This window comes from Haloarcula amylolytica JCM 13557 (assembly GCF_000336615.1).
Lineage (GTDB): Archaea > Halobacteriota > Halobacteria > Halobacteriales > Haloarculaceae > Haloarcula > Haloarcula amylolytica.
The window spans coordinates 25,898-32,431 of the sequence record NZ_AOLW01000065.1; the positions used below are offsets into that span (position 1 = coordinate 25,898).

Annotated in this window: 10 protein-coding genes; 1 reads left to right on the top strand and 9 read right to left on the bottom strand. The window is 53.5% G+C overall.

The genetic code is table 11. From position 1 onward, the window contains the following. Positions 1-145: 145 nt before the first annotated feature. The 9 genes from C442_RS19980 to C442_RS20005 all read right to left on the bottom strand — a co-directional run bounded on the left by C442_RS19980 (position 146) and on the right by C442_RS20005 (position 3,979). Positions 146-352: a cold-shock protein gene (locus C442_RS19980; RefSeq protein WP_008313689.1), complete on the bottom strand. Its 207-nt coding sequence runs from the start codon at positions 350-352 to the stop codon at positions 146-148. Between the two features lie 299 nt (positions 353-651). Then, positions 652-804 (bottom strand): hypothetical protein, encoded by a 153-nt coding sequence (locus C442_RS21930; RefSeq protein WP_161606645.1) that lies wholly within the window; start codon positions 802-804, stop codon positions 652-654. 66 nt (positions 805-870) lie between these two features. After that, positions 871-1,359 carry a hypothetical protein gene (locus tag C442_RS19985; RefSeq protein ID WP_008313691.1) on the bottom strand — a complete coding sequence of 163 codons (489 nt, stop codon included), beginning with the start codon at positions 1,357-1,359 and terminating at the stop codon, positions 871-873. A 132-nt stretch (positions 1,360-1,491) separates the two neighbouring features. After that, entirely contained in the window at positions 1,492-1,857 is a 366-nt protein-coding gene (locus tag C442_RS19990) for a hypothetical protein (protein WP_049943135.1), read from the bottom strand. Beyond that, positions 1,858-1,995 (bottom strand): hypothetical protein, encoded by a 138-nt coding sequence (locus C442_RS22380; RefSeq protein ID WP_008313695.1) that lies wholly within the window; start codon positions 1,993-1,995, stop codon positions 1,858-1,860. It lies immediately after the preceding gene. 64 nt (positions 1,996-2,059) lie between these two features. Further along, on the bottom strand, positions 2,060-2,239 hold the full coding sequence (locus tag C442_RS22385) for a hypothetical protein (RefSeq protein WP_049943136.1): 180 nt from the start codon (positions 2,237-2,239) through the stop codon (positions 2,060-2,062). Between the two features lie 348 nt (positions 2,240-2,587). Beyond that, the gene (locus C442_RS20000; RefSeq protein ID WP_008313696.1) at positions 2,588-2,866 is read right to left on the bottom strand and encodes a hypothetical protein; all 279 of its coding nucleotides are present in this window, start codon (positions 2,864-2,866) and stop codon (positions 2,588-2,590) included. Between the two features lie 395 nt (positions 2,867-3,261). Beyond that, positions 3,262-3,579: a hypothetical protein gene (locus C442_RS23160; protein WP_161606646.1), complete on the bottom strand. Its 318-nt coding sequence runs from the start codon at positions 3,577-3,579 to the stop codon at positions 3,262-3,264. Positions 3,580-3,625: 46 nt separating this feature from the next. Next, positions 3,626-3,979, bottom strand: coding sequence for a hypothetical protein (locus tag C442_RS20005; RefSeq protein WP_008313698.1), 354 nt, complete (start codon positions 3,977-3,979; stop codon positions 3,626-3,628). A gap of 682 nt (positions 3,980-4,661) precedes the next feature. On the opposite strand from C442_RS20005, the gene C442_RS23165 reads away from it, so the two are divergent. Then, positions 4,662-5,726, top strand: a complete 1,065-nt coding sequence (locus C442_RS23165; protein WP_394324899.1) for a DnaJ domain-containing protein — start codon at positions 4,662-4,664, stop codon at positions 5,724-5,726. The last annotated feature ends 808 nt before the right edge of the window (positions 5,727-6,534 follow it).

The window sequence follows — 6,534 nt, forward strand, 5'->3', positions numbered from 1 at the left end:
TGTCACACAGCGCTCCCCACACCACCTATGACTCTCTCAACAAACGGTCAGTACAGCGTGTTGACTGAGCGCTCGCTCGGGGGTGTAACTGTCTGAAAAATCGAGAGTCATGTCTGGCGCTGTGAGCGACAGGTGTGTCTCGGTATTACTGTCGGACGACGTTTGCTGCGCGAGGCCCTTTCGGTGAAGACTCAATGTCGAACTCGACCTCAGTATCTTCTGTGAGGTCTTCGCCGCCGACGTCCTCCATGTGGAAGAACACGTCTTCGTCGTCGTCGAGGTCGCCGTCGTCAGTCGAAATGAAACCGTAGCCGCCTGTGTCGTTGAAGAAATCAACTTTTCCGTTTGCCATTACGATAAAATGTACGGTTGTGTGTGGGATAACCCTTCCGAGGGTCGAGGTACCACGACTCCTCACGCTACATTTGCACACTTACTGAGTAGTTCTCTCTCTCAAGAGTGCTGAAACAAACTACCCCGTGAGCTGTTCTATGACACCGTAATCGGGCATCCGTCTGTATCGCCCGGCCGTCTGCCACACGCTGCAAGGGACCGACTGCCAGCGCGAGTGCAGTCGTGTCCCTCTCGTCTCCAACCGCGCGCGACCTCGACGTGCGCGTCGTCACTCCTCGGAAACGCAGACCAGCAGTCCTACATCACCTGCCGGTGGCCCTCCGCGCAGGTGACGACGGGCTCGGTGCGCGGGTCCCGTGCCCGTGGGTCTGCCTCGACGTCGACAGTCTCGGTCTTGACGATGTCTGCATCACAATCCTCGTTCGGGCACGAATCTGGCGTCTCTGACATGAGTTCCTCACCCGCTAGGAACACACAAAATCGGGTTCGACGAAAACTGACTGCCGCGGCTCTCCCTCAGAAGTGGACGTCGGCGGGGACGATCCAGAGGTTATCACTCTCGTCCAGAAGCCGGTCAAGCTGCGTCCGATCGCGAATCCCGCATCCGTGTTCCTCGTACAGTGCAATCTCTGGACCCTTGGTGGCTCCGACTCTCTGGAACGCACATCGAGCGAAGTCTTTGTCGCGCATGATCTCCTCGTCTGAAAGCTCGTCGAGGGCGTCTTTGACCGTCTGGAGATTACGCTCGAACGCTGACTTCGTTGTCTCCCAGCCATCGCCAAGCAGTTCTTGGCCGGCCTCGGAGTCGACCGGAGCCGCGGTCGGACGCTCGCCCCACCGGGATTTGCCTGCGACGGTGGAACTCTCGTCGAACGTGACGTAGTAGTCGAACACTGCGTTTGAGTGCCTGTCGACGCCGACCAGGGTGTCGAAAACGCCTTTGCCAGCGGCGAGTGCTGCGTCTGCTGTCGATGCCTCAACGAGCGCGTAGATGAGCATATGCATTGGTTGATCGTGACCTGCCGGCGCTCCACGCACTGCAGTCAGTGCGACGCCGGCACCCTCGTCGGCGCACACAAAAGTACGCCACACGAGGCCCGTCTGACATCGAGCCCGCTCTAGAAGCTGGTGTCTTGCTTACAGGAGACGAGCGAGGGACTGCTTGAGACGACCCTTCACGCCGGATGATGCAACGACTTCAACCTCGACGACACAAGAACACAGTAGCAACAGCTCGCCACACGCGGGACACTCCTCGTAGTCACAGAGCCGATGATGTATCTCGCCGTGCTCGACGCCACACGCAGGACACGACTGATCGCGCCACCGGTCGGGGTCGACGGTAACGCCCCGTTCGTTGCTCTGGACGACTTGCAGTTTGTACGTGAGATACTGGCTGCCCTCGCCCCACGGGATCGGGTCGGAAGCCACCCCATTAACGTAGTAGCGCTTGTCGACACACGCCGACGCTGACCGTGGCCGCCGGCAGTCGGGGCAACACATCTATCTCTCACCTCGGGGACGCCCCTGAAACACCTCGCCACTCGTCTGTGCCTGCCGGTGCTGGGCACGAATGTCCGGTCGGTCGTCGGCTTCGGTGCTTGGAGACTGTTCGTCGACGGGCTGCTGTTCGGTGCTCATGTTCGGGAAACCCCTCACCCCACCGGGGGACACAAAATACGGGCGAGTACGCACTCGACAGGACTCAGGCCTCTGCGACGTCCCAGACAGAGAGATGACCACTGGAACAGACGCCGGCGTGACGCCCGACAGCCATGCACGGCCCGTACTCTCCGTCGACAGATGCGATGCGCTCGGCGTCGAAGATCGGCGCGTCGCACTCGTCGGTTCTGTAGGTCATATACTGGGACGAGTCACTGGACATCACGCATCGCCCGCCATCGCTTGGTGACGGAGCTCGCTTTCGTCTGGTAGATCCCAGCCATGGTACTCGCGAGCGATGTGGCGGGCCCGCTTGACGTTGACCACGACGCCGGCTGCTGGAGACTGCTGTGCCTCAACGCGCTCTTTCAGGTATTCAGATACGATTAGTCAGGTTTCAGCTACTAAGTGGGTGGCTGCCGGTGTTACACACCGTATTCCATATGAAGATCGAGGTTTGTTGCGACTTATGTAACAAGGATCGACTTGACGGCGGCACGCACGTTCGAACGCCATCTAAAAGGGAGAAATGCTGTGATTAGCAAAGAGTGTCTTTTGAGCCAGACATCAGCTACCAGCCCTCCACGTTTCCGACATCTTCCGGTGGGTCAACGACCTCGATAGTCCCTGGAACCTCGTCCGGCGGCGCAACAATACTCGTCTGTGAACCATACTGGTCTGCAAATGCAGCGACCGTCTTTTCATCGGGTTCAAGATCGATAAACCGCGGATCACTCGTATCACTCCATCCATCCTTGGTATTGTAGAGGGCGTATTGTCTGTACGTGCGCTCTTTGGGATCCAATGTGAACTCCTCTCGAGATACACCGTAGATTCCGATTTTAGTCATACAAAGTGATTACAACCGGGGTATTCTAAAAGCCGATAGCATCCACACACAGCTCAGTTCGGTAGAGTCGCTACTGTCGGGGTTAAGACTGAATATCAGTCACGTTCAAAACTGTCTCAATTTCATTGCAAAAATCTATCACTCGCTGTTTGAGGTTGAGGGAGTCGGCGTGACAGGCTTCTAGCGGTCGTCGATAGCCTCACTCGACTCGGACCCGTTATCGGACAAGAGGGGGCGGCTCAGATTGATTATCATACTGTCGGAAATGAGGCTTACTCCGCGAGATTGTGCCCCAACAAGAACAGGAATCTCGTTTTATTCAGTTGTCGTCTGAACTGGGTGTACCTGCACAATATGAGACGGGTTCCGTTCACGTTGGCAACGGAGTCAGTCCCTCAACTCACCGGCAAATTGAATGCGCATATGGCTGTACGGCTGCAAAGTGAGTGGGTCTTCCTGGGAAACCACCGACTGGGTTGGATAGACACTTCTTGTCCGATCTCGGCCTGGCAATTCACTCGGACATATTCGGTAGCCCTGACGGCGTTGTCCTCCCAGTCTTCACGGTCGGCTCGCCACGCTTTCGCATATGTTCCCCAGTCGCCGGACAGCTTGACAACGTCGGCTGTAGTGATTTGAAGAGCGGCTATTTTTTCGGCGGGAGTTATGTACTGCTGGGGCTCGTCACTCAGGTATCCCTCAGCAACTTCCAAAAGCAGATTAGCTTCTTCGTCGCCTGTATTATTTATTCTCAGGGGGTTAAGACTCTATAGTGCCCCCATAGTGTTCAAACTCTCGTCTAAACCCCTCGGGGTCAGCATCCGTATCCGCTGCTAAGCTCTCGATGGTGAACTCGTCAGGCATTTCGTCAAAGCTGTAGGCGAGTATGAGGTACTGATATTCGACGTATTGAGCCTCTGTTGGTGTTGAATCCTCGGCTATGACAGCGTCTTCGAGTTCGTCGAGACGCCTGTCTTCCTCATCTACCTCATTTTCCACGGTCATATCTGCGACGATCTTGCCGTCAGCTTCCTGCTCGTTGATTTCTGTCCCACTCACGATTTCCCCTTCCGGCGGTACGTCGGACGATTTAGACTCCGGTTGATCGGTCATACTATACAGTTATCTGGTTAGATACTTATATTCAAGACTATAAGGACAAGTTCAGCTGCCGAATATGTCTGCTTCGGGAGCATAGCTGCTATGAGCCTGTCGGAAAAACAATCTTGAGCCGGTTTACACCCTTAGAAGTTGTTATAGCGTTTATTAACCACATTTACCGGAAAGAATAACGATTTTGCGAAAGGCTCCTATACGACTCTTAATATTCTGACGGCGGGTGAGAACTCTGGAACTATCCCGGATGGCAACATTGGCTGGGGAGTTAATCTCTGATCTGCGATGAACCCGGTGCTTATTATAGGGGAAAGTCTCTCATCGGAACCGAGGAAACTGTGCCTATCATTGGTGGATTATCGGGGCACCGCGGTAGTGGTTGGTAGCTAATCGTTAGATAAACTCTATGAGCCTGTTTAGCGCAGTCTGCGGTGCAGATCGCGTATGTCTGTTTGGTTTGAGAACTACCGAAAGCCATGTGGGAGTGAATATTAGTATTGTAATCTCGGTATGATATTGATTGTTAAGCTGATGAAATTCGGGGCACAGCACTACCCTGACTCAAATCCGAACACAGTAAACTATATTCAGATATGATAATTTTCCCAGCTATACTTGTAGGTGCAGAATACTACGAATAAACAATCCAATTACGAACATGGATATTTCGACAGCCCGCATGGTTCTGGGAGTTGATTCTGGCGCAACGGATGCCGATGTGAAGGAGGCATTTCGTGAGCAAATTAAGGAGGAACACCCAGACCAGAGTGATTCTGATAACGCCGATGAACGTTCCAAACGCCTGATTGAAGCTCGAGACGCTCTACTTTCAGCCGCTGGTGGGGCCGGAAAAAGCCGCTCATCCCGGTCCCAACAGCAGCAAACTCGACGGAGCAGTACGTCCACGGGTTCCACTCGAGACAATTCAGATACCCAGAGCGACAGTAAGAACGATAACACGAGTACGGGCACAAACTCTAGTAGCTCATCAACAGACTCTGTCTGGGAGGATTCAAACACACAGGGCGACAGCCAGAGCAATAGCACAAATACCGAGACAAACACCAGTAGCAGATCAACAGACTCTGTCTGGGAGGATTCAAACACACAAAGTCACCGTAGCTCAGCCACTCAACAAACTGCGTCGAACACCACCAGACACGATTCTACTAGGAGCAGGTCGCGCACCCAATCGACATCCGCCGCAGACTCATCGACACAGAGTACGACCAATCGGTCGAGTACGACGGGGGCTGCCAACACCGACACCAGCCAGAGCTACCAGACACACCGAACTCAGGAGTCATCTCACCCACTGCGGTTACTTCTCGATGAGTTATCTTCTCTGCCAGAAGAGAAGGGGGTAGCATTGTTTTTTGCCCTTGTTAACACAGCCAGCGTAGGTGCTATCATACTATTCGCACTTTTTCCAGACGTATATCCACTCTCTGAACTCTGGCTTCATCTAATCACTCTCGGCGTCTATACCATATCATCCGGAGCTGTTGGAGCCAGTTTGGATATTAGAGAGGGATGGAGTGAGGGGCTTGCTTTCCTTATGTACCCCGTTTTGATGGTCTGGGGTATCCTTGAGGTAGGGGAACAGCTCGGAGACGTCTCTGGAACTATAGTTATGCTCGCTCTGTTGCTGTTCCCAGCTATTGCCGCTGTTGTCGCTACTGGCTGGCATATCCTTCGACGAAGGCTCGGAACCCAAAGTGGCAGGGATGGTACAAAAACCTGAGAGCTGCGATAATCGTGCTTAGAGAGTCTATATTCGGGACCGGCAGGGGTTAGGCGTTACGCGCCCATTCTACGGCTTCGTCGGGGGTGTCGAAGTGGACAAGCTCCGCTTGCGGGAAATCTGTTTTCGACTTGACATTGCGGTAGTTCTCTCCGGGACGAATCCGACCTTGTCGGCACCAGTGTATCTCTCGTTGGCAGTCCACTCATCAGCCATGTACTCTTGTGACTCTGCTGGGCGGTATCCGATGTACTTTGTTGACGCAATTGCCTGATGACAGCTATATCTCCTCTCACAGAATGAAATATCAATCGAAATTCTGGGGTAGCTGAAGAGCTACGCCACATCAAGTTTCTCCACCAGTTGCTTACTTGACTCATTATAATTCAGTAGTAGTTCAAGCACATCACACTTCAACCAAAGTAAGACTCCTAATCAACATTGCACCGACTGACTCTCACAGTGGGTAGAGAAGTGCGATCATCCGGAGGAATACGAGGAGAACTGGCTACGCCTGTTCGCGACAAAAATCGGGGTCACTATTGCCCTACCCCGCGTTCAAGAATGTCGTCGGTGTCTCGTGATACCGCTCACAGCCAGACCTATGGCCGAGACGGCCATTCCCTCATATGAATGCGTTGTGCCTGCTTGGTACAGTGATTTATTACTCGCTGGTCGCAAACTAGATACAGTTGATGCCAGGAACAGACTCACTATATACGGCTGTGTTGAATCGCCATAAGGCGATGGAATTCACTGTTTGACGGCACGTTTGATGTTGTAGACGACACACATCAGAGCAATTTCT

Coding starts and splice junctions, on each gene's coding strand:
- C442_RS19980 (WP_008313689.1), bottom strand. CDS start 352: ATGGCAAACGGAAAAGTTGATTTCTTCAACGACACAGGCGGCTACGGT.
- C442_RS21930 (WP_161606645.1), bottom strand. CDS start 804: ATGTCAGAGACGCCAGATTCGTGCCCGAACGAGGATTGTGATGCAGAC.
- C442_RS19985 (WP_008313691.1), bottom strand. CDS start 1,359: ATGCATATGCTCATCTACGCGCTCGTTGAGGCATCGACAGCAGACGCA.
- C442_RS19990 (WP_049943135.1), bottom strand. CDS start 1,857: ATGTGTTGCCCCGACTGCCGGCGGCCACGGTCAGCGTCGGCGTGTGTC.
- C442_RS22380 (WP_008313695.1), bottom strand. CDS start 1,995: ATGAGCACCGAACAGCAGCCCGTCGACGAACAGTCTCCAAGCACCGAA.
- C442_RS22385 (WP_049943136.1), bottom strand. CDS start 2,239: ATGTCCAGTGACTCGTCCCAGTATATGACCTACAGAACCGACGAGTGC.
- C442_RS20000 (WP_008313696.1), bottom strand. CDS start 2,866: ATGACTAAAATCGGAATCTACGGTGTATCTCGAGAGGAGTTCACATTG.
- C442_RS20005 (WP_008313698.1), bottom strand. CDS start 3,979: ATGACCGATCAACCGGAGTCTAAATCGTCCGACGTACCGCCGGAAGGG.
- C442_RS23165 (WP_394324899.1), top strand. CDS start 4,662: ATGGTTCTGGGAGTTGATTCTGGCGCAACGGATGCCGATGTGAAGGAG.